The organism is Micromonospora sp. M71_S20, assembly GCF_003664255.1.
In the GTDB taxonomy this organism is placed as follows: domain Bacteria; phylum Actinomycetota; class Actinomycetes; order Mycobacteriales; family Micromonosporaceae; genus Micromonospora.
Window position 1 is genome coordinate 349,465 of record NZ_RCCV01000001.1, and the last position, 24,952, is coordinate 374,416.

Annotated in this window: 19 protein-coding genes; 7 read left to right on the forward strand and 12 right to left on the reverse strand. The window is 70.5% G+C overall.

Annotated features, from left to right (window positions below; all coding sequences use genetic code 11):
• Positions 1-105 precede the first annotated feature (105 nt).
• Positions 106-417 carry a hypothetical protein gene (locus DER29_RS01585; RefSeq protein ID WP_121398916.1) on the reverse strand — a complete coding sequence of 104 codons (312 nt, stop codon included), beginning with the start codon at positions 415-417 and terminating at the stop codon, positions 106-108.
• A gap of 114 nt (positions 418-531) precedes the next feature.
• Here DER29_RS01585 and DER29_RS01590 point away from each other — a divergent pair, with 114 nt between their 5' ends.
• Positions 532-870: a DUF952 domain-containing protein gene (locus DER29_RS01590; protein ID WP_121395647.1), complete on the forward strand. Its 339-nt coding sequence runs from the start codon at positions 532-534 to the stop codon at positions 868-870.
• A gap of 159 nt (positions 871-1,029) precedes the next feature.
• On the forward strand, positions 1,030-1,572 hold the full coding sequence (locus tag DER29_RS01595; RefSeq protein ID WP_121395649.1) for an acyltransferase: 543 nt from the start codon (positions 1,030-1,032) through the stop codon (positions 1,570-1,572).
• A gap of 58 nt (positions 1,573-1,630) precedes the next feature.
• Here the strand turns inward: DER29_RS01595 and DER29_RS01600 are convergent, their stop codons facing one another.
• From DER29_RS01600 to DER29_RS01615, 4 genes are all read right to left on the reverse strand, one after another.
• The gene (locus DER29_RS01600) at positions 1,631-3,376 is read right to left on the reverse strand and encodes a CDP-glycerol glycerophosphotransferase family protein (protein WP_121395651.1); all 1,746 of its coding nucleotides are present in this window, start codon (positions 3,374-3,376) and stop codon (positions 1,631-1,633) included.
• A gap of 172 nt (positions 3,377-3,548) precedes the next feature.
• Entirely contained in the window at positions 3,549-4,832 is a 1,284-nt protein-coding gene (locus DER29_RS01605; protein ID WP_121395653.1) for a nucleotide sugar dehydrogenase, read from the reverse strand.
• Positions 4,833-4,836: 4 nt separating this feature from the next.
• Positions 4,837-6,408, reverse strand: a complete 1,572-nt coding sequence (locus DER29_RS01610; RefSeq protein ID WP_121395655.1) for a glycosyltransferase — start codon at positions 6,406-6,408, stop codon at positions 4,837-4,839.
• Positions 6,405-7,967, reverse strand: coding sequence for a glycosyltransferase family 4 protein (locus DER29_RS01615; protein WP_121398917.1), 1,563 nt, complete (start codon positions 7,965-7,967; stop codon positions 6,405-6,407). Before DER29_RS01615 ends, DER29_RS01610 begins: the two co-directional genes overlap by 4 nt.
• A 264-nt stretch (positions 7,968-8,231) precedes the next feature.
• Here DER29_RS01615 and DER29_RS01620 point away from each other — a divergent pair, with 264 nt between their 5' ends.
• Positions 8,232-9,413 (forward strand): hypothetical protein, encoded by a 1,182-nt coding sequence (locus DER29_RS01620; protein ID WP_121398919.1) that lies wholly within the window; start codon positions 8,232-8,234, stop codon positions 9,411-9,413.
• Positions 9,414-9,452: 39 nt separating this feature from the next.
• On the opposite strand, the gene DER29_RS01625 is transcribed toward DER29_RS01620, so the two are convergent.
• The 3 genes from DER29_RS01625 to DER29_RS01635 form a co-directional block, all read right to left on the reverse strand.
• Positions 9,453-11,420, reverse strand: coding sequence for a hypothetical protein (locus DER29_RS01625; RefSeq protein ID WP_199729076.1), 1,968 nt, complete (start codon positions 11,418-11,420; stop codon positions 9,453-9,455).
• Between the two features lie 3 nt (positions 11,421-11,423).
• Positions 11,424-12,680, reverse strand: coding sequence for a nucleotide sugar dehydrogenase (locus tag DER29_RS01630; RefSeq protein WP_121395657.1), 1,257 nt, complete (start codon positions 12,678-12,680; stop codon positions 11,424-11,426).
• A 133-nt stretch (positions 12,681-12,813) separates the two neighbouring features.
• Positions 12,814-14,391, reverse strand: coding sequence for a glycosyltransferase family 4 protein (locus DER29_RS01635; protein WP_121395659.1), 1,578 nt, complete (start codon positions 14,389-14,391; stop codon positions 12,814-12,816).
• A gap of 285 nt (positions 14,392-14,676) precedes the next feature.
• Between DER29_RS01635 and DER29_RS01640 the strand changes: the two genes are divergently transcribed.
• Positions 14,677-15,834, forward strand: a complete 1,158-nt coding sequence (locus tag DER29_RS01640) for an acyltransferase (protein ID WP_121395661.1) — start codon at positions 14,677-14,679, stop codon at positions 15,832-15,834.
• A 58-nt stretch (positions 15,835-15,892) separates the two neighbouring features.
• Here the strand turns inward: DER29_RS01640 and DER29_RS01645 are convergent, their stop codons facing one another.
• The 4 genes from DER29_RS01645 to DER29_RS01660 all read right to left on the reverse strand — a co-directional run bounded on the left by DER29_RS01645 (position 15,893) and on the right by DER29_RS01660 (position 21,447).
• Entirely contained in the window at positions 15,893-18,457 is a 2,565-nt protein-coding gene (locus tag DER29_RS01645) for a glycosyltransferase (RefSeq protein WP_121395663.1), read from the reverse strand.
• Between the two features lie 71 nt (positions 18,458-18,528).
• On the reverse strand, positions 18,529-19,566 hold the full coding sequence (locus tag DER29_RS01650) for a Gfo/Idh/MocA family protein (protein ID WP_121395665.1): 1,038 nt from the start codon (positions 19,564-19,566) through the stop codon (positions 18,529-18,531).
• Positions 19,563-20,672: a DegT/DnrJ/EryC1/StrS aminotransferase family protein gene (locus DER29_RS01655; RefSeq protein ID WP_121395667.1), complete on the reverse strand. Its 1,110-nt coding sequence runs from the start codon at positions 20,670-20,672 to the stop codon at positions 19,563-19,565. Before DER29_RS01655 ends, DER29_RS01650 begins: the two co-directional genes overlap by 4 nt.
• Before the next feature lie 94 nt (positions 20,673-20,766).
• Positions 20,767-21,447 carry a TetR/AcrR family transcriptional regulator gene (locus tag DER29_RS01660; RefSeq protein WP_121395669.1) on the reverse strand — a complete coding sequence of 227 codons (681 nt, stop codon included), beginning with the start codon at positions 21,445-21,447 and terminating at the stop codon, positions 20,767-20,769.
• Between the two features lie 151 nt (positions 21,448-21,598).
• Here DER29_RS01660 and DER29_RS01665 point away from each other — a divergent pair, with 151 nt between their 5' ends.
• The 3 genes from DER29_RS01665 to DER29_RS01675 all read left to right on the forward strand — a co-directional run bounded on the left by DER29_RS01665 (position 21,599) and on the right by DER29_RS01675 (position 24,950).
• Complete coding sequence (locus DER29_RS01665) at positions 21,599-22,495, forward strand: ABC transporter permease (RefSeq protein WP_121395671.1); 897 nt, start codon at positions 21,599-21,601, stop codon at positions 22,493-22,495.
• A complete protein-coding gene (locus DER29_RS01670; RefSeq protein ID WP_121395673.1) occupies positions 22,488-23,303 on the forward strand; it encodes an ABC transporter ATP-binding protein in 816 nt (271 codons plus the stop codon). Before DER29_RS01665 ends, DER29_RS01670 begins: the two co-directional genes overlap by 8 nt.
• A 144-nt stretch (positions 23,304-23,447) precedes the next feature.
• Entirely contained in the window at positions 23,448-24,950 is a 1,503-nt protein-coding gene (locus tag DER29_RS01675; RefSeq protein ID WP_121395675.1) for a bifunctional cytidylyltransferase/SDR family oxidoreductase, read from the forward strand.
• The last annotated feature ends 2 nt before the right edge of the window (positions 24,951-24,952 follow it).

Genomic DNA, 24,952 nt, shown 5'->3' on the forward strand with positions numbered 1-24,952 from the left:
CGACCCCGAATGGTGGCAGAAGTACGCCCGCGACGGGAGGGCCGGTCCCGAGCCGGCCCTCGCAGCAGCCGGTGCCCGAGCGCCCGTGGCGGGTCGATCGGCAGGTCAGAGGCCGAAGACCTCGTCGGCCGTGGCGTCGCGGACCCCGTCGACGAAGCCCCGGAAGCCGGGGTCGTCGTGGCTGGCGGGCACGCTGGTGACGATCTCGCCGGTGGCCTGCGTGACCGCGTCGACCAGGGGCGGATAGTCGATCTCGACGTCCGGGAGGGTGTCGTCGTCCGCCTGGCCGAGGTTGATCACGTGCTGCACGTCCTCGGTCGGGGTGTCCGGGTCGCCGGCCCACTCGCCGCCCGCCCGGTGGCACTCGTCGTAGAGCGCGCGCTGGCTGTCGGTCCAGTCCTCGTCGTAGCTCTCCATCGCCATCCCTCCGCGACCCGCTGCCCCGAGCATGCCGGGCGGCGGCGGGCGCCGGGGCGGTACCGGGAAACCGGGACGGCCGCCGGCGGGACCGGCCGCGCGTAGGCTGCCGGGGTGATCTACAAGCTGCTCACCACCATCGAATGGGACGACGCGCTGGCCGCCGGCCACCTCGACGGTACGGCGCTGGACCGGCAGTCCGGGTTCATCCACCTCTCCGGCGCCGACCAGGTGGTCGGCACGGCCCGGCGGTACTTCGCCGGCGCCACCGGGCTGACCCTGCTGACGGTGGACCCGGACCGGCTGGGCGACGCGCTGCGCTGGGAGCCGTCGCGCGACGGCGCGCTCTTCCCGCACCTGTACGGCCCGCTGCCGGTGCCCGCCGTGGTGGCCGCCGACGCGCTGCCGGCGGACCGGCCGGCCGCCGACGCGGTGGCGGCGCTGCTCGCCTGAGGGGTCGCTATGCTACGCCGAGTCCGCTCCCCCGGCCTCGCCTGCGCGCCCCGGGGCGGGTGTGGCAGAACCGATCCGCGCGATCGACGCCCGCCCGGCGTACGCCGACGCGGATCACCGACGGCGCGACGCCGCGCCCCGAGCCATGCGAGTTGAAGGATGACTGACAGCAGTTCCCCGTCCCCCTCCGTCTTCGTCCACCCGACGGCCGACGTCGAGGAGGGTGCCCGCGTCGGCGACGGCACGAAGGTCTGGCACCTGGCCCACATCCGCTCCTCGGCGCAGGTCGGCGCCGGCTGCGTCATCGGCCGCAACGTGTACGTCGACGCCGGCGTGACGGTCGGCGACCTGGTCAAGATCCAGAACAACGTCTCGGTCTACCAGGGCGTCACGATCGAGGACGAGGTCTTCGTCGGTCCGTGCGCGGTCTTCACCAACGACTTCCGGCCCCGGGCGCAGAATCCGGACTGGACGATCACGCCGACCCTGGTCCGCCGGGGCGCCTCGATCGGCGCCAACGCCACCCTCGTCTGCGGCATCGAGGTCGGCGAGTACGCGATGATCGCGGCCGGGTCCGTGGTGACCCGGGACGTGGCGCCGTACCAGCTCGTCGCCGGCAACCCGGCGCGCCCCAAGGGCTGGGTCGACGAGCGCGGCGAGGTGGTCTCGCGGGACGTGGACAACCCGCCGCAGCGGGGCTGAACGAACGACGCGGGGGCGGTGACCGGCACCGCCCGGACACCGCCCCCGCGTCGACGCGTCAGCCGCAGAGCCGGTCGACCTCCGCCCGGAAGCGGTCCATCGCGTTCGGCTCGTCCGGGCCCAGCAGGTACGTCTTCAGCTCCCGACGCGCCTCGGTCATCGGGTCGTCACCGGCCCGGGTCACCGCGACAATCTTCGGCAGCTCGCCGCAGTCCGCACCGAGCAGGTACGCGGCCCGCGCGGTGGGGTACCGGCGGCGGAACTCGTCCTCGGGCAGCCCGGCCGGGTTCGCCACGACGTACGGCCGCTGACTCTGCATGAAGTCCGAGACCACGCTGGAGATGTCGCTGACCAGCAGATCGGTCTGGTTGAAGCAGTCGAACAGCCCCGGCGCCCGACCCGTGACCACGAGGTGCGCGTCGCCGGCCAGCGAGGTCGCGTCGCTCTGCCCGCCGGCGGCCCGGATCCGACGGACGATCCGGTCGTTGGCCGACCGCGCCTTGGCCGACCGGCTGCCGGTGAGCGGGTGCGGCTTGTAGATCACCCGCACGCCGGGGGTGGCCAGCAGGCCGGCGACGATCCGCTCGCCCATCAGCACCACGGAGGTGTGGTAGACCTCCTCCTCCAGCCAGCCCTCCCAGGTCGGGGCGTACAGCACGGTGAACGGCCGGTCGGTGGCCGCCGAGCCGAAGGTGTGCACGCCGGCCAGCTGCGGCCGACCGATCTCGACGATGTCGCGGTCGAGCACGCCGACGCCGCTGAGGGCGTAGCGCTCCCGCCCCGCCGGACCGGCCACCCAGACCTCGTCGTACACCTTGCTGTAGGGGTTGACGCTGGCCTGCTTGTCGCTGTCGCCGTGGCCGACGAAGACGTGCTTCACGCCCGGCTCGCGCAGCAGGTGGATGTTGGCGCCCACGTTCGCCACGTAGAGGGCGGCCCGGAGGCTGCCCAGTTCGAGGTTCATGAAGTCGGTGCCGGCCGGTACGCAGATCACCGGCAGGCGGGTGTCGGCGAGCGCCCGGAACGCCTCCTCCTGGCGCATCAGCACCACCGCCCGCCGGCCCGTCGCCTCGACCGGGGCGAGCCACATGTTGGCCTGGTAGACGTCCTTGACCGGGCCGGCGAAGTAGAGGGCCAGATCCGGCTGCTCGCGGGCGAGCCAGCTCTGCACCGTCGGCAGCGCCGAGGTGGCCCGGCCGCGCCCGCGCAGCCAGGACAGCGCGAGCACGGCGGCGACCAGCGCCCCCGCCACCAGGGTGACCGCCGCGGTGAGCACCACCGGCGCCACGTCGTCGGCCAGCACCGCGACCACGGCCGCCGGCACCAGCAGCAGGTTGAGCAGGGGCAGCCGGTCGCCCTCGACGGCGACGGCCCAGGCCGGCGGCCGGGGTGCCCCGGAGGACCGCCCGAGGTCGATGTTGCGGACGAAGGCGACGGCGGCGGCGCCACGCTCGCCGAGGCGCGCCAGCACCCCCGTGCCGAGGGCGAGCGCCAGCAGCGCCGCGGGCAGCAGCAGCACCAGGACCAGCGCCGTCGGGCCGGGGCGGACCGTCGTCACGATCAGCAGGACGACCGCCAGGTCCCGGGCCAGGTGCCGGTGGAGCTGCCCGATGCCGGCCTTCTCCAGTAGTTCCCCGCCGGTCGGCCGACGCAGCAAAGTGAGTTCACCGGCGGCCACGGCCAGGCCGGCGACCGCGAAGGGGATCATCCAGCCGAGGGCCCCGGCCAGCACCATGACGGCGTACGACAGCAGTATCGCGCCGATGAGGCCGGCGTCCGGCTGCTTGCGCAGTTTGCTGAACAAAGACACTCTCCCCTGTCGATCACCGGCGAATCCGGGCAGGTGCGACCTTAACGTGGCATGTCCTTCGAGTATTGCCGGGGTGTCGCGTGGCCCACCGGCGGGCCACGGCGGCGCCCCCCTCGACGCGACGGGGCCCCGGCCGTCGACCGGGGCCCCGTGACGCGACGGCGGATCAGCCGCCGATGACCACCCGCCGCACGCCGGCCCAGCGGGCCGGGTCGGTGACCCGACGGCCGTCGACCAGGACGGTCACGCCGGGCAGGTCGGACGGGCTGAGGGTGCGGTACTCCGCGTGGTCCGCCTGCACCACGGCCGCGCCGAGCGGCTCACCGTCGTACGGCGGCAGGCCGTGCGCGGTGAGTTCCTCGGCGGTGTACATCGGGTCCGAGACGTACGGCCGGGCACCGCGCCGCCGCAGCGCGTCGACGGTCGGGAAGACACCGGAGAAGGCGGTCTCCTTGACCCCACCCCGGTAGGCGGCGCCCAGCACCAGCACCCCGACGTCGGTCAGGTCGCCGTAGGCGGCGGCGAGCAGGTCCACCGCGTACTCCGGCATGGCCGCGTTGGCCTCGCGCGCCGAGCGGACGACGGTGGCCGCCGGGTCGTTCCACAGGTACATCCGGGGGTAGATCGGGATGCAGTGCCCGCCGACCGCGATGCCCGGCTGGTGGATGTGGCTGTACGGCTGGGTGTTGCACGCCGCGATGACCTTGGTGACGTCCACGCCGACGGTGTCGGCGAACCGGGCGAACTGGTTGGCCAGGCCGATGTTGACGTCCCGGTAGGTGGTCTCGGCCAGCTTCGCCAGCTCGGACGCCTCGGCGGAGCCGAGGTCCCAGACGCCGTTGGGGTGCTCCAGGTCGGGCCGCTCGTCGAAGTCCAGCACCGCCTCGTAGAAGCGGACGCCGTGCTCCGCCGACGCCTCGTCGATGCCGCCGACCAGCTTCGGGTAGCGGCGCAGGTCGGCGAAGACCCGACCGGTGAGCACCCGCTCGGGGCTGAAGACCAGGTGGAAGTCCTTGCCCGCGGTCAGCCCCGAGCCCTGCTCGAGCATCGGCGCCCAGCGGTTGCGGGTGGTGCCGACCGGCAGGGTCGTCTCGTAGCTGACCAGGGTGCCCGGCTTCAGGCCGGCGGCGATGGCGCGGGTCGCGTCGTCCATCCAGCCGAAGTCCGGCACGCCCTCGGCGTCCACGAAGAGCGGCACGACCACCACGACCGCCTCGGACTCGGCGACCGCCGCGGCGGTGTCGGTGGTGGCGGTCAGCAGCCCGGCGGCCACCGTCTCCTTGAGCTTGACGTCCAGGTCGGTCTCACCCGGGAAGGGCACCGCCCCGTCGTTGACCAGCCCGACGACCCGCTCGGAGACGTCGGCACCGATCACCCGGTGGCCCTTCGTGGCGAACTGCACGGCGAGCGGCAGGCCGATCTTCCCCAGCGCGACGACGCAGATGTTCATGGAACTACTTTCCTCCTAGTGGAAGCCTGCGCCGCAGGCGGGCCACCACCCGGCGCAGCGTCACCGGCGAGACGGCGATCACCAGGTGGCCCTTGTGGTTCGTGGTCGTGGTGAACACGTACAGCTGTCCGCCGTGTCGGTGGAGCACCCGCTGCCGGACCGGCGGACGTGGCCCGCGCAGCGGGGTGGAACCGCTCTCCCCGGCCGCCACGGCGGTGACCCGGACGGTGCGGGTCCGCCCACCCGGCGGCAGCCCGGCGAGCAGGTCCGCAGCCCGGAAGGTGACCCGGACGGTGGTCCCCAGCGGGTCCTCCGTCAGGCCGGTGATGCTACCGCCGGCCGAGCCCACCTTGAAGGTGAGCCCGCCGTCGGCAAGCTCGGCGAGCTCCGGCCAGGGGCTGCGCGCGGCGACCGTCAGCGTCCTCTCCCCGCCCCGGTCGGGGGACCAGGTCGCGGAGACCGCCTCCAGCCGGGCGAGCCACTTGGGGTCGGACCGGCTGACCTCGAACCACTCCTCGGACAGGGCGGAACGGGGGTCGCCGAAGCCAGGGTACAGGGCGTACCAGCGGTCGTCCTGCACCACCGTGGGCGGGAGACCCTCCTCGACGTCCTGCCTGATCACGGCCCGCACGTCGGCGAGGGACCCGAGCCAGGCGGCGCCGATCCGCACCCGGGCGGTGACGCCGAGCCGGTCGCGGATGGAGTCCGTGAGGTGCTTGCGGGCCAGGTTCGCCACGCCCGCGCGGACCTGCTCCTGGACCTCGGGCTCCAGCGTGAGGAAGTCGTCCTGGAGCAGCTTGGCGATCTCCCAGGTGAAGTGCCGGTACAGCACCGCGTCGCGCCGCTCGCCGGGCTCGATCAGCTCCGCCACCACCTCGACGACGCGCTCGACGCCGCGCAGCCGGGCGAGGTGGTTGCTGCGGTAGGTGATGTTGCCGGCGTTGAGCCGCTTGACCGCGTAGTAGTAGTCGTAATCGGCCAGCACCGAGATGCGCCCGGCCCGCAGGCACGCCTCCAGGGTGAACGGCTGGTCGCTGCCGACCGGCATGTCCTCCGGGAAGCGCAGCGCGTACTTCTCGATCAGGTCGCGCCGGAACAGCTTGGTGTTCGACAGGGCGAACGGCAGCGCGGAGGAGAAGAGGTCCACCTCGGCCCGGGTGCTCTCGAAGATGGCCTGGTGGACGTAGCGGTCGTTGACCCCGACCATCCGGCCGAGCAGCACGTCGGAGCCCCACTCGTCGGCCGCGGCCACCATCCGGGCCAGCGCCTCCGGCCCGAGGTGGTCGTCGGCGCCGATGAACAGGACGTAGCGGCCGGTGGCCTGGTCGAGCGCGCGGTTGCTGGGGGCCGCCGGGCCGCCCGAGTTCGCCTGGTGCAGCACCTTCACGGTGCCCGGGTACGCCGCCGCGAAGCGGTCGAGCTCGGCGCCGCTGCCGTCGGTGGAGCCGTCGTCGACCGCGACGACCTCCAGCCGGTCCAGCCCGATGGTCTGCTCCACCAGGGAGGTCAGGCACCGGGTCAGGTCCGGCATCGTGTTGTAGACGGCCGTCACCACCGTCACGTCGGGCGTGGTCACGCGCCGACCCCTACCGGGGTCGGTGCCGGGTCCCCCGTCGGCGCGCCCGGTCGGGGCGGGGCATCGGGCAGCAGCCGGGAGTAGACGGCGTCGAGCTCCTCCGCCTGCGCCTCCCAGGTCCAACCGGCCAGCAGCCCCGGCCGGTCGTACGCGGCGCGGTAGCGCGCCGGGTCGGTGAGCACCGCCGTGACGGCACGAACGAAATCCGCCACGTCCTCCGCCACGAACACCTCGCCCTGCCCGGTCTCCCGGACAGTCTCCGCCATCGTCCGCACGTCCGACACGACCAATGGCAGACGCGCGTGTGAATACTCGAAGAACTTGGTGATCAACGCGATTTCGTGATTCGGCCAGTGACGGATCGGAATAACCCCGACCTGGGCCCTCGACAGGAATGGCACCACCTCGTGATGCGGCACGTACGGCAGAACGTGCACCCGCCCCGCAACGCCGAGTTCCTCCGCACGGCGGACAAGGCCCTTGACATACGCCGAATCGAGTTTGTTGACCACGAACGCGACATGCGCCTCCGGCAGCAGCGGCAACGCCTCGACCATCACCCCGAGCCCTCGCTTGGCCGCGGCCACCCCGCTGTAGACGAGTAGTGGGGTGGCCGGCTCGATCCCACAGAGCGCCCGGATGTCCGGTACCAGATCGGCGGAGCCCGCCGGCGGCGGCTCCAGCGTCGGCGCGTTGAGTACCACCGCAGGGCGCTCCGCCAGCCCGTGCTCGCGTTGCAACAGTTCGGCCAAGCCGTGCGAGACGGTCATCGTGGCGTCCGCGTACGGCACGTACTCCCGCTCGTGGCCGACGTTCCCCGGCAGCCATCGGGCGTTGTCGCGCCACGGCTGCACCCCTGGCAGGTACTCGTGGGCATCCCACACCAGCGCGATCCGCCGGCCCTTGGCGGCTGCCCGAAGCTTGGCACGAGCCCCTACGCCGATCATGCGGAAGTCATTGGCATGGATCAGGTCCGGTGCCAACTCGTCGACGACCGGCCCAAAGGCGATCTCGTAGTCCCACAGGCCCGGCTCTAGGCGGCGCCACGCGCCGTCACCGTGCACCTTCTGCCAGAAAAGCGTGTACGCACGGTCCCAAGGACTGGTGAGTTTGCGATTGCGCCGCGCCCGGGTCAGCTCCCGGTTACGGAGCGACACCCAACGGCGGACCACGCCGGACAGCTTCTCCTCGAAGCTCAGCGCCGCCTCGGCCAGCATCGGGACGTCGCCGCCCTCACGCCGTGCCAGGCTGAGGGTCGCACGCCGCACTTCCAGGTCGGTGCGCCACGCCTTTACCGTCTGCGCACGGTGGGCGCCGATTCCGGTCGGCGGATATGCCAGCGGCGCCCGCAGCAGGGGGCGCCGGAACTCGTGTCGGCGCTTCGCCAGCGGCTCGGGCATTGGGATCAGCCGAACCTCGGCGTCGCCGAGCCGCCAGCTCTGTGGCTGCCCGCCGGCAGGCGCACGCCCGAGCAGCACGACGTCCCAGCCGGCGGCGGCGGCGGAACGTGCCGCCTTCTGCACCCGGGAGTCCCCGTTGACGCCGTTGTCCACCAACATGACGACCCGTCCCCGGGTGCCTGCTTCGTTGGCCGTGCCGTTCATCCCATTCCTGCCCGTCTCTGACTTTTGCCAGCACCCGCGACCGGAGGCGAGTCTACGACAAACGGCAGGCGCGGCCGCGACGGCGCTGGCGGCGTACCGGCGCCCGGCGAGCGCATTGCTACCCTCCCCCGGGGTCGGGGAGAGGTAGACCAATCCTCCCGCCGCACGGTGTGGCCGCTGTGGCCTCCGTGACACCCCCTGCGCACATAGGACCAGATGATGGAGGTGGTGACGATCTACGAGCACCGGCCGGCAACCACCACCCCGGCCCATCCAGCCGAACTGCCGTCGGGACCGATCGGCCGGCTGCGGGCCGCCTTCCGTCACGCCATGCCCGCCCTGGCCGCCTGGACCACGGTACGCCTTGTCGGGCTGTTGACCGTCTGGCTCTGGGCCCGGAACACGGGCCGCAGCCCGGTCAGAGAATTGACCGATTCCGACGGCGTCTTGTATCTGGGCATCGCCCGCAACGGATACGACGCGGTCGAGAAGCTGCAGAACAGCAACATGGCGTTCTTCCCGCTATATCCCGGGCTGACCGCCGCGCTTGGTCGAATTACCCCGCTCGACCTGCGACACGCCGCCCTGCTGGTGGCCTGGGCCGGCGGGTTCGCCGCCGCATGGGGACTCTTCGCCGTCGGCGCCCACCTCTACAACCGGCGGGTCGGGGTCTTCCTCGCCGTGCTGTGGGGCGTCCTGCCACACTCCGTGGTGCAGGTGATGTCCTACAGCGAGGGGTTGTTCACCGCGCTGGCAGCCTGGTCGCTGTACGCGGTGCTGCGGCACCACTGGCTGACCGCCGGTGCGCTCTGTCTCGCCGCCGGGCTGACCCGCCCGACCGGCTCCTCGCTCATCGGGGTGGTCGGCCTCGCCGCGCTGATCGCCGTGGTACGCCGCCAGGACGGCTGGCGGCCCTGGGCGGCGATGCTGCTCGCACCGGCCGGCTGGGTCGGCTACCTGGCCTGGGTGGGTTGGCGCACCGGCAGCCCGAACGGTTGGTTTCGGATCCAGGGCGAGGGCTGGGGTTCGTCCTTCGACTTCGGCGTCAACACCGTGCAGCGCGCTCAGTGGGTACTCAGCCGCCCGGCGGAGCTGGAGTTCTACATGGTGACGCTGGTGGTGCTGCTCGCGCTCATGCTCTTCGTGCTCAGCATGCTCAACCGGCAGCCCTGGCAACTTCTCCTCTACAGCGGGCTACTGCTGGTAACCACCCTGGGTGCCGCCGGCTTCTATCACTCGAAGGCGCGCTTCCTGCTGCCCGCCTTTCCGCTGCTGCTGCCGGCTGCGGTGGCCCTCGCCCAGACCAGCCGGGCCCGCGCGGTCACGGTGCTGACCACCCTGACGGTAATCTCCGCCTACTTCGGCGGTTACCTTCTGCTGATCTGGCGCTTCTCGCCGTGACGCCCGGCGCGGGAGGTGTCCCTCCCGCGCCGGAGGTCGTCAACGGGTGTAGGGCCGGACGTCCCAGAGCCACACGTCCTCGATCCGCTGGCCCGGTCCGTACAGCGCGTCGAGCACCGTGCGCAGTTCCCTCTTCTTGGTGCGCACGGGCAGGACGACAGCGTCCGCCTTCCAGTGCCGCACGTCGACGATTGCCTGCTCACGTTCCGCCGGGCTGATCGAGGCGTCCCGCTCGCCCCTGGCTACGGCGGTCAGCAGGGCAGCGGTCGGACGGGGGTCAACCCCCCACCGCCCGGTCGAGTCGGTCTTCGATACCGGGCCGAGGAAGTAGCCCTGGGGCACCGCGAAGCCGGCAAGCGCGGCGGAACCCCAGTAAATCGAGGTCATGTCCTTCACCGGGACAGGCACCATGGTCCGACCCTCGGCCACATGGTCGTGCCACTTTCCCGAGGTGACGAAGTGCGGCACCGGCTCCCGCCCTTGGGCCGGCAGCGGTGTGGGGGCCACCGGGAGCAGCACCACCAGAAGGACGGCGGCTGCCAACCCGGTCAACGGCCGCCCCTGAGGGGAACGCCTAAGCGCCGGGACGGCTCTGTCGACGGCGATCGCCAGCAGGACGCCGACCACGACGGTGGTGATCAGCGCAAACCGGGACACCACGAGCGAGTCGACCACGGGCAGGTCCTTGATCAGCGCGAACGGTGCCGGCACGTCTGTACGGCGGGTGCCCCACGTCCAGGTGGTGCCGATGGAGAAAAGGGCGGAGAGCACGCCGATCACGGCGAGCACCTGGACCACCACCTCCCGACGCAGCCACAGAATCACCCCGAGCAGCAGGATCACCAGCGGCCAACCGTAGAAGCTCGCCTGCTCGGTCGTGTTGGCGACCAGCCCTCGCGCACTGGTCGGGCCGCCGCCCACCGACTCGGTGGCGTAGGCGACGAACGAGGAGAGCTTGAGCGCGTACGCGTCAGGGTCGCCCGGGTGACCCACCCGATGCTGCGGGCCGGCAAACTGCATCCACAACGGGTACGCGGTGATCAGCAAAATCACCACCGCGGTAACGGCGAGGCTGCCGAGCAGCGGACGCACGGCGGCCAGCGCCGCCCGGGGCCGGACGATCAGCCAGCCGAGCAGCCCCATCGCGCAGCCGATAGCGGTCAGAAAGAGGATCTCCAGCCCGACGAAGAACTGAACCGCGACCAGGGCACTGAGCAGCAGGCCGTTGCGCACCACCGCCCCGCCACGGATCAATCGCACCACCCGCCAGACGATGAACGGCACCAGCCACTGCGCGGTGATGTGCGGGTGGCCGTTGCTGTGTGACACGAGCGCCGGGGCGAAGGCACAGAACAGCCCGCCGATGAAGGCCGCCATCCGGCTGCTGACCACGTGCCGGGACAGCACGTGGTACCAGGCGTATGCGGTGGCGGCGAGATTGACCGTGATGAAGAACAGGTACGCGACCGGGGCCCCGAATATCAGCGTCAGCGGGGCGAGCACCAGACCGGGCAACTGCATGCCGACGTTGGTCATCAGATTGACCCCGTCGGGCGCGTTCTGCAGCGTGGTGAAGAAGGGGTTCTCCAGGTGGGTCACCGCGTGCGCGGCGTACGCCAGCATCCACTCGTTGAAGCCCTGGTCGTTGGGCCGGCTGCCGAGCAGCCGCCCATGCGCATCCAGCCAGCCGCGGCCGGTGACCAGCAGGGCGCCGGCAAGGGCGACCAAGGCGGCGAGCAGATCGTATCGGGAACGGCGCGTGCGGGCCGGTCCGGCGTCAGCCGAGCCGGATCGGTCCGCACGCGCCGTCGCCGGGCCGTTGTCCGGCTCGGGGTCGGCCGCAGGCCGGCCATCGCCCTCCGGCGGCTTGCCTGAGGGCGTGCCGACCGGGAGGGCGGGGCTGTCGGGAATTTCGCCATGCGGGATTGAGGGACCGGACCGGAAGCCATTCATGGCGCAGGATTCTACGAAAGATCGGTTCCCGGCACCCAAGCCCGAGGGCGGCACCGGTCAGAGCCGGTGCGCGGTGTCGACCGTAGTCACGCCTCGGGTGTCGAAGAAGCGCTTTGCCTGACCGGCAAGCTGGTCAACGTCATACGCCCTGTGGCCCTGCACCAGAATGACCAGGTCCGCTTCCGCTACCGCCGTGTGTAGGTCTTCAACCCGGGGCACAGTGCCACCAAGACAGTCCCAGCGATCGACATAGGGGTCGTGGTAGCTGAGCTTCGCGCCCAGCCCGTCGAGGAGGCGCGCCAGCGGCACGGCCGGGGATTCGCGCTGGTCGGCGATGTCCGGCTTGTATGTCACCCCGAGCATGAGGATCGACGAGCCGTTGGCGGCCAGCCCCGCATCGTTGAGGATGTCCTGCGCCCGGCGGACCACATAGTCCGGCATCGTGGCGTTGATTTCCTGAGCCAGCTCAACGAAACGAAACGGGTATCCCAGCTTTGCCCGGACATTGTGACTGAGATAGTTCGGGTCAATCGGGATGCAGTGCCCGCCGACGCCCGGGCCCGGATAGAACGCCTGGAAGCCGAACGGCTTGCTGCTGGCTGCACGGATGACGTCCCACAGGTCGATGCCCAACTGGTGACAAAAGCGGGCCATCTCGTTGACCAATGCGATGTTCACGTGCCGATAGGTGTTCTCCAGCAGCTTTGCCATCTCGGCCTCGCGCGTGCCCTTCGTCCGCACGACCGTGTCGACGAAACGACCGTAGAACGAGACGGCCAGATCAGCACAGGCTGGCGTGTGCCCGCCCACCACCTTCGGCGTGTTGCGCGGCCCGAACTGGGAGTTGCCCGGGTCGATGCGCTCCGGGGAGAAGGCGAGATGGAAGTCGACGCCCGCCCGCAGCCCCGAGGCTTCCAACAGGGGCCGCACGATCTCGTCCGTCGTACCCGGGTAGGTGGTCGACTCCAGGATGACCAACATGCCGGGACGGAGGTTACGCGCCACGGCTCGCGTCGCCGCCTCGACGGCGGTCAGATCCGGGCCGCCATCCTCCGACAGCGGCGTGGGCACGCAGATCACCGCGGTCGCGGCCGAGGCGATCTCTGTTTCGTCGGTGGTCGCGGTGAAGCCGCCGGCACGCATCTCGGCTACCTCGGCGTCGGTCAGGTCATCGACGTGGGAGCGACCGGCGTTCAGGTTCGCCACGACGGCCTCGTTGACGTCATATCCGCAAACGGAAGCGCCAGCGTGCACGGCTTCCCGGGCCAGCGGAAGCCCGACGTAGCCCAGGCCGAGAATCACGACATCTGTCATTGGTTGTCCCTTTAGCGTGGGTGGTCGGGGGTGAAGGACAGCCGTCCTCCACCCCGACGGCCCTGCGGATGTTACCCGGAACGTTCGCCTGCCTGTCCCTCAGCGGGTCCACGCTCCCACCGTTGCGAGTGAGTCAGCTACCCGAACCAGATCGATCGGACGTCGAAAAGGCAGGATGCCGATCCTGCGGAATCAGCCGCTGGTAGACGCTGTTCTGCACCTTGGCCTGCTCCTCCCACGTCCATGCCGTCAGGTCCATCGCGTCGTACGCCTTGCGGTACCGCTGAAGGTCGGACAGGACCGCGTCGACCGCCCTGACGTACTCATCGACGTCGTCGACCTTGAAGACCTCGCCCTGCCCGGTCTCCCGCACCGTGGCCGCCATCGTCTCGACGTCGCTGACCACGATCGGCAACCGCGCATGCGAATACTCGAAGAACTTGGTGATGAGCTGGATCTCATGGTTGAGCCAGTGGTGAATCGGGATCACGCCCACGGTCGCCGTGGACAGGAAGCCCACCACCTCGGCCGGCGTGACGTATGGCAACACATGAACACGTTCCGCCACACCGAGTTCCCGGGCGCGGGCAACCAGGCTGGTGAGATAAGGCCCGGTGGGGGCGTTCACGACGAATGCCACGTGCGCATCGGGCAGTCGGGGCAACGCCTCCACCATCACGCCCATGCCACGGTGCGCCGCCGCCGCGCCACTGTAGACCACGAGTGGCACCTCTGGATCGAGCCCACAACTGGAGCGCACATCCGGCGTACCAGCGTCTCGGACGTGCATCGCGTCGGCCGCATGCGGAGTGTTCAGCACAACTGCCGGTCGCTCGGGCAGGCCATGGTCGCGCTGCAACATCTCGGCCAGCCGCTCGGAAACTGTGATCACCGCGTCGACCTGTCGGGCGTACTCGCGCTCGTGTGCCCGATTGGCGATCATCCATCGGACGTTATCGGCCCGCGGCTTCACACCGGGCAGATACTCGTGGACATCCCAGATCAACTTGACCTTGTGGCCAGCCGCCGCCGCTCGGATCTTGGCGCGCGCACCGACACCCAGCATCCGGAAGTCGTTGGCGTAGATGATGTCCGGCTTGAGCCGGTCAACGGTCTCCGCGTAGGCGAGTTCGAAGTCCCACAGCTGCGGTTCGAGCCTGCGCCAGGCGCGGTCGCCGTGCAGACGCAGTTGCAGCCAGGTGTACAAACGGTCCGACGGGGTCGTCAACCTCTTACGCTTTTCCTGCCCACTGGTCAACTGCCGACGCCGCAAGGAGACCCACTTCCGGGTCACCCGAGCGGCCAGTTCCTCCGCCCGCAGGGTCTGCCACGCCAAGGGAGAACCGCCCTCGGAGCGCAGCAGCGCTCGCCGCACCTTCAGATCGGCCTGCCAGGCACGAACCTCCTGCTGGCGGCGAGCTGCCACACCGGTCGGCGGGTACGCCAACGGACCGCTGAGCCATCGCCGGCGCAGCTCGTGCTTGCGCTGCTTCAAGGGGCTGGGCATACGCAGCAGCTGCACCTTCGCGGAGCCGATCTGCCACTGCTTCGGCTTCCCGTCCGGAGAGTAGCCGAGCAGGCTCACGTCCCACCCGGCATCAGCGGCCGAGCGTGCTGTCTTCTGCACCCGCGAGTCACCGTTGACGCCGTTGTCGACGAGTATCACGATCCGGGCGGGCGCCTTCGGCGCCTCTTCCCCCGTCGCAGTCATCGCTGCCTCTCCTTTTGCCGACGCCCAGCCGCTGACGGCACGGACGATGTCTGACTACGAACCTGACGCCTGCACGATGCCGCTCAGTCGCCATCTGCCCCACTCGGCCATACCGCCATCACCCGCTCGAATTGGCGCCCGACCCGCCACCGATCATGACGCCAACTCCATTGCTGAGTGCAGGTGACCCGAGCCTGGGCGAGTGTACGGCAGCCGTTCGGGCGTGCACTCAACCGCCGGACAATGCCGGAAGCGGGCAACGGTTCGACCCTCTAGCATGTCCCGGTGACTGCCACACAGCCCGTCAACGTGGTCCCCGTGCCGGCCACCAGCCCTGGGGCGGCGACCGCCACCACCGAACCCGACCGAGGATCAACCGTACCCGCCGCCCCACCGTCGCGCGAGTACGGCTTGGACGTGCTGCGCGTCGTCGCCATCTGCGGCGTCGTCGCCATCCACGTCTTCGGCGTGATCGTCGCGCAGGACGACCTGCGCGGGAACCTCGGCTGGACGATCGCGACGGCGATCGACATCGGCGCGATCTGGACCGTGCCCGCATTCATCATGATCAGCGGAGCGTTCGTGCTGGACCCGCGGGCGCATCGTGCCGGGCCGCTCGCCTTCTATCGCAGGAGGTTCATCCGAATCCTGCCGGCGATGATCGTCTGGCACGTGCTCTACGTGGTCGTCGTGCGGATGGCGATGCGCGGCGAGGAGGTGACCGCGAGTGTCCTGGCCCGGCAGCTGATCGACGGCAAGGTGTTCACCGCGCTGTACTTCCTCTGGCTGATCGCCGGGCTCTACGTGATCGCCCCGGTACTGGCACCGTTTCTGCATGCCGGAGGCCGACAGCGTGCCCTGATCACGGCCGGCGTGGCGCTGGCCTGGACGATGGTGGCGTACATGATCCCGGGTTGGGCGCTACTCCTCGGTGACTCCCGGCCGAACGTCCTCACCAGTTGGAACCGCTGGTGGCCGTACGTCGGCTTCTTCATTGCCGGCTGGGCACTGCGCAAGGTGGTGCTCAACCGGCTCTGGACCACGGTGGCGTTGCTCGGCGCCGGGCTGCTACTGACCGAGGCGATCTGGCAGTACGCCGTGGCTCCCCGGCACCGGCTGCTCCAGGCCACCTTCCCGGTGATGGCCACCGGCACCCTGGTCGCCACGGCTACCGTGCTGATCTTCCTGGCCGCGGTGAGCATCGGCGCCCGCGCCACATGGCGGCCGGCGGTCGCCCGGACGGTCGTCCGCCTCTCAGACGCCTCATTCGGGGTCTTCCTGATCCACCTGTTGGTCTTCGAGGTGTTCCGCCAGCTGATCCCAGACGTGTTGGCAGGCCGATCGCTGGAGGTGATCGCTCCGGTCTATCTGGCCGTCCTGGCCATTTCGTTCGGTGTCTCAATGGTGGCCGCGCGCATTCCATACATCCGCACCGTTTTCTGATTCCGGACGTCGAACGGCCCGCCGGCCTTCCGGTCGGCGGGCCGTCGTAGTACCGGCGTCAGCTGTTGAGGAACGGGGCGAGCTGACGCGCCGTCCAGGTGCCGTCGTGGCACGCTTGGGCGTACTGCGCGGAGGCAAGACCAATCTTGGCCGTGGTGTCCCGGTCATCGAGCAGGGACTCGACCACCTCGGTCAGGTTGACCGGCGAGGCGTTCACGATCGGCAGATTGGAGCCGACCGAGCTGACGACCTGGTCGCTCAGGTACGCCACCACCGGCTTGCCGGCCGCCATGGCCTCGACGGCGAAGGTGCCGAAGCTGCCGGTGGTGAACTGGTCGAGCACGATGTCGCACTCCTTGACCAGCTCGGGCATGTCGGCCCAGGCGACGCCCTCGGCCACCCGCAACTCGATGGCGCCCTTGTCGTGCAACGCCTGCATGGCCGGCAGGATCCGATCCGTGCCCTTGGTCCAGCGCTTCGATGGCGCGTGCAGCACCAGCGGGCGGGACCGCTCCATCACCGGGCGGTCGCACGCCCAGTACTCGACGTCCACCACCAGCGGCACCCAGGTCGCCCAGGGCAGGTCCTCCAGCAGGTCGGGCGTGGTGACAAAGGCCGGCAGCCCGGTTTCCTCGGCCACTCGACGGTTCCGCTCTGCCTTTTGCTGCAACTTCTGCGCGATACCGTCCGGTGCGTCGTCGAAGAGGGAGAACTCGTGCCGCTCCCGGTGCCGCCCGGGGTGGCGGATCTCGCTGCCGTGCGCCAGCAGCCCCACCTTGATCCCGGCCCTGTTCAGGGCTGCCAGGTCGCCCTGGATGGTGTCGCCGTTGAGGTGGCCGAAGATCGGTATGAAGGCGTCCACCAGCAGGTGGGTATACCCGGCGGTGAGCACCCGACGAACCTGCTCCAGCTGGAAGTCCAGGTCTCGGTAGCGCTGTGCGTCAACGTAGATGTCGGCCGGGTATTCGCGCGAGGCGGGCAGCATGTTCATCACCACCTCTGCCGACACATCCGGGTTGTCCCGGCAGATCGCCTTGGCGAACGCCGCCGCCTGTCCGGCGTAGTTCGCCGGGCCGAGGCCGAGCCGGATCCGGGTTTCGCCGAGCGCGCGCCATGCCGTCAGCTCGCGCCGCTCGCTCGTCCGGACGGGCGGGCCTTCCTGCACGGTCCACGGAACGTCCGGACGTGGGACGGCCGGCGCGAGAGCGGAGACGTCCCGGTAGAGCTGGAGCAGCTTGCTGCTCTGCCGCTCCCAGGAGAGGTCGTCGAGGATGGGCTCGCTGATGTGTGCGGCCAACTCCTGCCGCCGGGCGGTGGCCCGCTTGACCGCGGCGACGAAGGTGTCCGCATCGCCCGAGGTGAACACCTCGCCGATCTGGTGCTGGTTGACGTATGCGCTGACCACCTGCACGTCGCTGGTGACCAGGGGCAGGCCCGCGTGCAGGTACTCGGAGACCTTGGTCGGAAGCGACAGCTCGCAGTTCGGCGTGCGCTGGAACGGGATCAGACCCAGGTCGGCCGAGCTGAGATAGTCCGCCACCTCGTACGGTGCCACGTAGGGCAGCAGGTGCACCCGGTCCCGGACGCCGAGTTCCCCCGCCTTGGCCAGCAGTCCCTCCAGCAGCGGGGTGGTCCGTCCGGTGACCAGCGCCAGGTGGTGCTCGGGCAGCTGTGGCAGGCCCGCGATGACGGTGTCCAGGCCGCGCTCCGGGCCGATCCAGCCGGCGTACACCATCAGCGGCACATCCTCGGCCAGGCCGGCCCGGGCCCGGACAGAGACGGTGACGTTCCCGCTGCGGATGCCCTCCCGGACCGGCGAGTTGCCAACCACGAGCGGGCTCTTCGCCAGCCCGTAAGAGGTGCGCAGCTTCTCGGCGATCTGCTCCGAGACGGTCACGACCGCGTCGGCGCGGACGATGAACTCCCGCTCTGCTGCCTTCACGCCGCTCGCCTGCTCAGGCTTCGGCCACTCCACGCCCTGGACGTACTCGTGGGCGTCGTAGATCCAGACGCACTCCTTGCCCTGGGCACGCAGCCGGGCCGCACTCATCGCCGCGGTGGGGATGGTGTTGATGTCGTTGGCGTGGATGACGTCCGGCTGCAACTCCTCGAGCACCGGTCCGAAGGCCAGGTCGATGTCGAGCAGGATAGGCCAGTCGGTACGCCAGTCACCGGTCGGCGGTCCCGGCTGGGTGCCATGGAACTGCTCCCAGCCCCAGGCCCGTACGCGCAGCTCGTGGAACGCCTCGTGCGCCTTGATCCAAGCTCGCGGCGGCGGGTTCGGCTTGCTGGTCTGCGCACGCAGCCACGCCTGGTGCCGGGCCCGGTACCGAGCCAGAGCAGGCTTGTCCGGGAGACGAAACTGGGTAAGCGCCTGGCGGACCTTGTGCCGGCTGCCGCGCTGGCGGGACAGCACCGGCTTGACGGGGATCCGGATCACCTCGATCGGGCCCATGGCCGAGCGGTCAAGATGCTTGGACTTTGCCTGGAGACTGCGGCCCACCAGGACGACGTCCCACCCGTCTCGGGCGGCGGCGAGCGCCGTCTTCTGGACGCGGGAATCCCCGGTGATGCCGTTCGCCACCAGGACGACCAGTCTCGGCGGACGGGCGGACGATGACATTTGGCTGTCCTTCTTCGTGAGGGCTGACCGAACGATGGCGGCCTGCACCCCGCAGACCGTGGTCGCCCGAGTCAGCGGCTGGGGACGGCGGGCTCGGCGGGGGACATCTTCGAGGTGCCGACAGCGATCGTGCTGCCGTCGGTCGCGGAGCGCAGGACGGCGCCGGCCACCTCGACCGTACGCAGGCCCTGGCGCAGGGTCACGATGTCGCTCTCCTTGCCCTCGACCGCGTCGCGGAAGCGCTCGTGCTCGACCAGCAGCGGCTCCCGCTTCGGGATCGCGTAGCGCACCATGTCGCCCTCGGCGACGCCGCGGAACGCGCGCAGCGCCTCCCACTCGGTGTCGATGGCGCCGTTGGCGTAGAAGGTGAGGTCGGCGGTGAGGGTGTCGGCGACGAAGCAGCCCCGGTCACCGGTGATCACCGTGGACCGCTCCTTGAGCGGGCTGAGCCAGTTGACGAGGTGGTTGACCATGGTGCCGTCGGCGAGCTGCCCCACCACGGCGACCATGTCCTCGTGCAGCCGGCCGCTGCGGGAGACCGTCCGCGCCGACACCGAGGTGTATTCCTGGCCGGTCACCCAGCTGGTCAGGTCGATGTCGTGGGTGGCCAGGTCCATCACCACGCCGACGTCGGCGATGCGGTGCGGGAAGGGGCCCTGCCGGCGGGTGACGACCTGGTAGACCTCGCCCAGCTCGCCCGCCTCCAGCCGGGTGCGCAGGTTCTGCAGGGCCGGGTTGTAGCGCTCGATGTGCCCCACCCCGGCCACCAGGCCGGCGGCCTCGAAGGCCTCCACGAGCCGCACCGCCGCGTCCACGCTCTGCGCGAGGGGCTTCTCGATCAGGGCGCTGACGCCGTTGGCGGCCAGCTCCAGGCCGACCTGCTCGTGCAGCGCCGTCGGGCAGGCCACCACCGCGTAGTCGACGCCGAGGGCGAGCAGGTCGCCGAGCTCGGGCACGACCGGCGCGCGCAGCGTGCCGGTGGTGTCGCCGGCCGGGTCGACGATGCCGACCAGCTCGACGCCGTCCAGGCCGGCGAGGACGCGGGCGTGGTTGCGGCCCATCGCGCCGAGGCCGATCAGGCCGGCGCGCAGCTTGCGGCCGGCGCTCACCGGGCACCCCCGGCCAGGTTCGCGCCCTCGGCGATGCGCTCCAGCTCGGCCTCGGTCAGCGAGGGGTGCACCGGCAGGGAGACGACCTCGGCGGCGGCGCGCTCGGTCTCCGGCAGGTCCCAGGGGCCGGGCTTGCCGTCCTCGGTCAGGTAGGGCTTGAGCCGGTGGATCGGGGTCGGGTAGTAGACGGCGTTGCCGATGCCCAGCTCGGTCAGACGCTGCTGGGCGGCGTCGCGGTCGCCCTGCACCCGCACCGTGTACTGGTGGTAGACGTGCCTGGCGGCGTCGGCGACCGGCGGGGTGACCATGCCGGTGATCTTCGAGTCGAGGAACTTGGCGTTGGCCCGGCGCTGCTCGGTCCACTCGCCGAGCTGGCCCAGCTGGACCCGGCCGATGGCCGCGGCGACGTCGGTCATCCGCATGTTCGCGCCGACGATCTCGTTGGCGTACCGCTGCTCCATGCCCTGGTTGCGCAGCAGCCGCAGGGTGCGGGCCAGCTCGGCGTCGCCGGTGCTGACCATGCCGCCCTCCAGGGCGTGCATGTTCTTCGTGGGGTAGAAGCTGAAGCAGCCGGCGGTGCCGAAGGCCCCCACCGGGGTGCCGTGCAGCGCGGCGCCGTGCGCCTGGGCGGCGTCCTCGACGACGGCCAGGCCGTGCCGCTCGGCGATCGCCATGATCCGGTCCATGGCGGCGGGGTGGCCGTAGAGGTGGACCGGCATGATCGCCACGGTGCGCGGGGTGACCGCGGCGGCGACCGCCTCCGGGTCGAGGCAGAAGCTGCCCGGCTCGATGTCCACGAAGACCGGCTCGGCGCCGACCAGCCGGACGGCGTTCGCGCTGGCCGCGAAGGAGAACGACGGCACGATGACCTCGTCACCCGGGCCGAAGCCGAGGGCCATGAGGGTGAGCTGCAGGGCGGAGGTGCCCGAGTTCACCGCGACACAGTGCCGCCCGGCGACCAGCTCGCCGAACTCCTCCTCGAAGGCCGCGACCTCGGGACCCTGCACCACCCGGCCGCTGCGGAGCACCCGGACAGCCGCTTCGATCTCGGCGTCGCCGATGATCGGCCGCGCTGGGGGAATGAACTCTGGGTGCGGCCCAGCCATGGGGCATCCTCCTGTGTCAGATGGTGCTCGGGTGGGGGTTCGGGGTGCGATACTAGCCCGTTGCGAATCAGGTCGAGACCGACGAGGTCAACGTTCACGCACCGGCCCGGTGGGGTTCAGAAGCGGTCAGGGACCGGGTGTCCCACACCGCTGGCTCGTCGAGGGACGGACCGGTACATGCTACCCGCAGGGCCGCGACGATCGCGGCGGCCATGCGCGTGATCTCCGGCGTGTCAAGGGGTGTCCGGGAAATGGCCAGCCGCCAGTAGACCGGCCCGACGATCAGATCCGCCGCGCCGCTCCGGTCGGCGCCCGCCGGCAGCTCACCCCGCTCGACCGCCCGGCCGATGACGAGTTCGCCGACCCGGTCCTGGTAGCCGGTCAGCGCCCGCTGGAGGGTCTCGGCGATCTGCGGGTTGCGCGCCGCCTCGGCGAGCAGGTCCGGGATGATCTGCGAGGCCAGCGGGTGGCGTAGCGCACCGGCGGCCACGAGCAGCAGCAGCTCCACGTCCCCGTGCAGGCTGCCGGCGTCCACCATCGGCAGCTTGCGCCCGGCGACCGCGGAGACCATGTCCAGCACCAGCTCGAGCTTGGAGCGCCACCGGCGGTAGATCGCCGTCTTGCTGACCCCGGCCCGCCGGGCCACCGCCTCTATCGACAACCGTCCGTAGCCGACCTCCGCCAGCTCCTGCGTGACCGCGCGGCGGATGGCCGTGGTGATGTCGTCACGGAGCACCGCCGCACCGGCCGGCACCCGCCTCTTATCGGTCTTCACGTGCAACAATGTAGCGCAGCGACGGTACGGTTGCGTCCCGACGTGTTTTCCACTACGGTTCGCCCGGCGACGAGGCGGCGCTCCGCACTGGCCACGCTCTCCCGTCGTCGCGCGCAACCCGTTGGCACGAAAGAGATCGGAGCGCCTAACCATGGCCAACACCACGGTGGCAGACCCGGATTCCGGGCTCACCGGGGCCCAGCTCGCCCAGCGCTACGGTCTCCGGTTCGCCGGCGAACGGCCGTCCCTGGGCGAATACGCGGGGCAGCTCTGGCACTACCGGCACTTCATCGCCGCGTACGCCAACGCCAAGCTGGTGGCGTCGTTCAGCAACGCCCGGCTGGGGCAGCTCTGGCAGGTGCTCACCCCGCTGACGAACGCGGCGGTCTACTACCTGATCTTCGGTGTGGTGCTGGAGCAGAACAGGACCCCGAACTTCATCGCCTACCTCTGCACCGGTCTGTTCATCTTCAACTTCACCCAGACCGCGGTGCAGAACGGCACGCAGTCGATCACCAGCAACCTGGGCCTGATCCGGGCCCTGCACTTCCCCCGGGCCTGCCTGCCGCTGGCCGTGACGATCACCCAGTTCCAGCAGCTGCTCGGCTCGATGGTGGTGCTCGTCCTCATCGTGCTGGTGACCGGCGAGCCGATCACCCTGGCCTGGCTGATGCTGCCGCCGGCGATCCTGCTCCAGACGATCTTCAACGCCGGGCTGACCATGGCGATGGCCCGGATGGGCTCGAAGCTGGCGGACCTCAAGCAGGTCATGCCCTTCGTCATGCGCGCCTGGATGTACGGCTCCGGGGTGCTCTACAGCGTGGATCTCTTCAGCGAGCAGCTGCCGTCCTGGGCCTCCCGGCTGGTCGAGCTCAACCCCGCGCTCGTCTACATCGAGCTGGCCCGGGTCTCGCTGCTGGAGAACACGCCGACGCTCAGCTCCTCCCTGCTTCAACTCTGGGTGACGGCGCTGGGCTGGGCGATCGTGATGGGCGTCGGAGGTTTCATCTACTTCTGGCGAGGCGAACAGGAGTACGGCCGTGGTTGATCACTTCGAGTCGTCCAACGACGTGACGGTGACGCTGCCCAAGGTGCAGGAGCGCATCCCCACCGTGGTGGTGGACGACGCCCACGTCATCTACCGGATCCACAAGGGCGCCGGTGGGGGCGGCGGCCCGGTCGGCGCGCTCAAGCGGATCATGAGCCGCACCTCGGCGCCGAACATCCAGGAGGTGCACGCGGTCAAGGGGGTCAGCTTCACCGCGTACCGGGGCGAGGCGGTCGGGCTGATCGGCAGCAACGGCTCCGGCAAGTCGACCATGCTGCGCGCCATCGCCGGCCTGCTGCCGGTCAACCGCGGCGCGGTCTACACGCAGGGGCAGCCCTCGCTGCTCGGGGTCAACGCGGCCCTGCTCAACGACCTCTCCGGCGAGCGCAACGTCGTGCTGGGCTGCCTGGCCATGGGCATGTCGCCCGAGGAGGTGCAGCGGCGGACCCCGGAGATCATCGACTTCTCCGGCATCAACCAGCGGGGCGACTTCGCCTCGCTGCCGATGCGCACCTACTCCTCCGGCATGGGGGCCCGGCTGCGCTTCTCCATCGCCGCGGCCAAGAAGCACGACGTGCTGCTCATCGACGAGGCCCTCGCCACCGGCGACAAGATCTTCCGCAAGCGCAGCGAGCGGCGGGTGCGGGAGCTGCGGGAGGGCGCCGGCACGGTGTTCCTCGTCAGCCACCAGCTCTCCTCGATCCGGGACACCTGCGAGCGGACGATCTGGCTGGAATCGGGCGTCCTGCGCATGGACGGCCCGACCGACGAGGTCGTCCGCGAGTACGAGGCGTTCAGCGGCAAGTAGCGCCCCGGCGCACGTACGGCATCCGCCCGGTGCCGGCCGACCGCGTCGCCCCGTGGGGGCGGCGCGGTCCGCGCGTTAAGGTTCATCCGGTCGCCGCGCGGGCGGAACCTTCTGTTCACGCACCCTGAGAGTGAGGCTTCGGCAATGACGCAGGACCACACCGCTGGCCCGGACGCCGCACCGGAGAACCCGGCACCGTGGCGGCCCTCGCGGACGGTGGCGGTGGTGCTGGCCGGCGGCACCGGGACCCGGCTGGGCCTCGGCATCCCGAAGCAGTTACTGAAGATCGCCGGTAAGCCGATCATCGAGCACACCCTGGCGGTCTTCGAGGCGGCGCCCGAGATCGACGAGATCGTCGTGCTGATGGCCACCGGCCACGTCGCCGACGCCCAGCAGATCGTCGACAAGGCCGGCTTCCGCAAGGTCACCAAGGTGATCGAGGGTGGCGACACCCGCAACGCCACCACCCGGATCGCGCTCGACGCCGTCGGCGAGGGCGACTGCAACATCCTCTTCCACGACGCGGTGCGGCCCCTGGTGAGCGGCCGGATCGTCCGGGAGTGCGTGAACGCGCTCTGGACGTACTCGGCGGTCGACGTGGCCATCCCGTCGGCCGACACGATCGTTCAGGTCGACGAGGACGACTGCATCACCGACATCCCGGTGCGCTCCTCGCTGCGGCGGGGCCAGACGCCGCAGGCGTTCCGCTCGGGCACCATCCGCGAGGCCTACCGGCTCGCCGAGGGCGACCCGCACTTCGCCGCCACCGACGACTGCGGCGTGGTGCTGCGCTACCTGCCCGGCACGCCGATCAAGGTCATCGACGGCTCCGACGAGAACATCAAGGTCACCCACCCGGTCGACGTGCACCTGGCGGACAAGCTGTTCCAGCTCGCCGCCGCGCAGGCGCCCCGGGTGACCGACGAGCGCAGCTACACCGAGGAGCTGACCGGCCGGACCATCGTGATCTTCGGCGGCAGCTACGGCATCGGCCACGACCTCGCCGAGCTGGCCCGCCGCTACGGCGCGCAGGTCTTCCCGTTCAGCCGCTCCAGCACCGGCACCCACGTCGAGCGCGCCGAGGACGTCGAGGCGGCGCTGAAGACCGCCTTCGAGGCCACCGGCCGGATCGACCACGTGGTGGTCACCGCCGGCATCCTGGAGAAGGGCGCCCTCGCCGAGATGGACCAGGAGACCATGGACCGGGTGCTCCAGGTCAACTTCGTGGGGCCGGTCATCGTGGCCCGCCAGTCGCTGCCCTACCTCCAGCAGACCAAGGGTCAGCTGCTGCTCTACACCTCCAGCTCCTACACCCGGGGCCGGGCCCGCTACGCGCTCTACTCCTCCACCAAGGCGGCCCTGGTCAACCTCACCCAGGCGCTCTCCGACGAGTGGGCGGAGTTCGGCGTACGGGTCAACTGCGTCAACCCCGAGCGGACCGCGACCCCGATGCGCACCAAGGCGTTCGGCGAGGAGCCGGAGCACACCCTGCTCGCCGCCGAGACCGTCGCCCGGTCGTCGCTGGACGTGCTGATCTCGGACCTGACCGGTCAGGTCATCGACGTGCGTCGCGCGCCGGGCGAGGTGCCGGCCCAGCCGGGGCCGGCGCGGGTGGAGCGGGACGCCAGCCCGGCCGACGCCGGCTGACG